This window comes from Actinacidiphila cocklensis, from assembly GCF_907177275.1.
Classification (GTDB): Bacteria; Actinomycetota; Actinomycetes; order Streptomycetales; family Streptomycetaceae; genus Actinacidiphila; species Actinacidiphila cocklensis.
Genome location: NZ_CAJSLV010000032.1, coordinates 1 through 610, shown reverse-complemented (window position 1 = coordinate 610; position 610 = coordinate 1). Strand labels below are relative to the sequence as shown.

Here is a 610-nt window from a genome sequence, read left to right as displayed (position 1 = left end):
GACCTGGGCAGACAGGACTGCGCGGGCATTCAAATCCATGTGGGATGCGGTGCTGGATATTGGTCGTCCTGATACCGCGCAGGAGATGCTGATTAAGGCAGAGGCTGCGTATAAGAAAGCAGACGACATCTGGAATCTGCGCAAGGATGATTATTTTGTTAACGATGAAGCGCGGGCGCGTTACTGGGATGATCGTGAAAAGGCCCGTCTTGCGCTTGAAGCCGCCCGAGAGAAGGCTGAGCAGCAGACTCAACAGGACAAAAATGCGCAGCAGCAGAGCGATACCGAAGCGTCACGGCTGAAATATACCGAAGAGGCGCAGAAGGCTTACGAACGGCTGCAGACGCCGCTGGAGAAATATACCGCCCGTCAGGAAGAACTGAACAAGGCACTGAAAGACGGGAAAATCCTGCAGGCGGATTACAACACGCTGATGGCGGCGGCGAAAAAGGATTATGAAGCGACGCTGAAAAAGCCGAAACAGTCCAGCGTGAAGGTGTCTGCGGGCGATCGTCAGGAAGACAGTGCTCATGCTGCCCTGCTGACGCTTCAGGCAGAACTCCGGACGCTGGAGAGCGCTGCCGGACCTGCAGGCATGCAAGCTTGGCAC

At 56.1% G+C, this 610-nt stretch carries 1 protein-coding gene; it reads left to right on the top strand.

What is annotated here, in order from left to right; genetic code table 11:
• Positions 1-37: 37 nt before the first annotated feature.
• Positions 38-610, top strand: a 573-nt coding sequence (locus tag NFU81_RS04930; RefSeq protein WP_479688503.1) for a hypothetical protein, incomplete at its 3' end; no start/stop codon positions are given.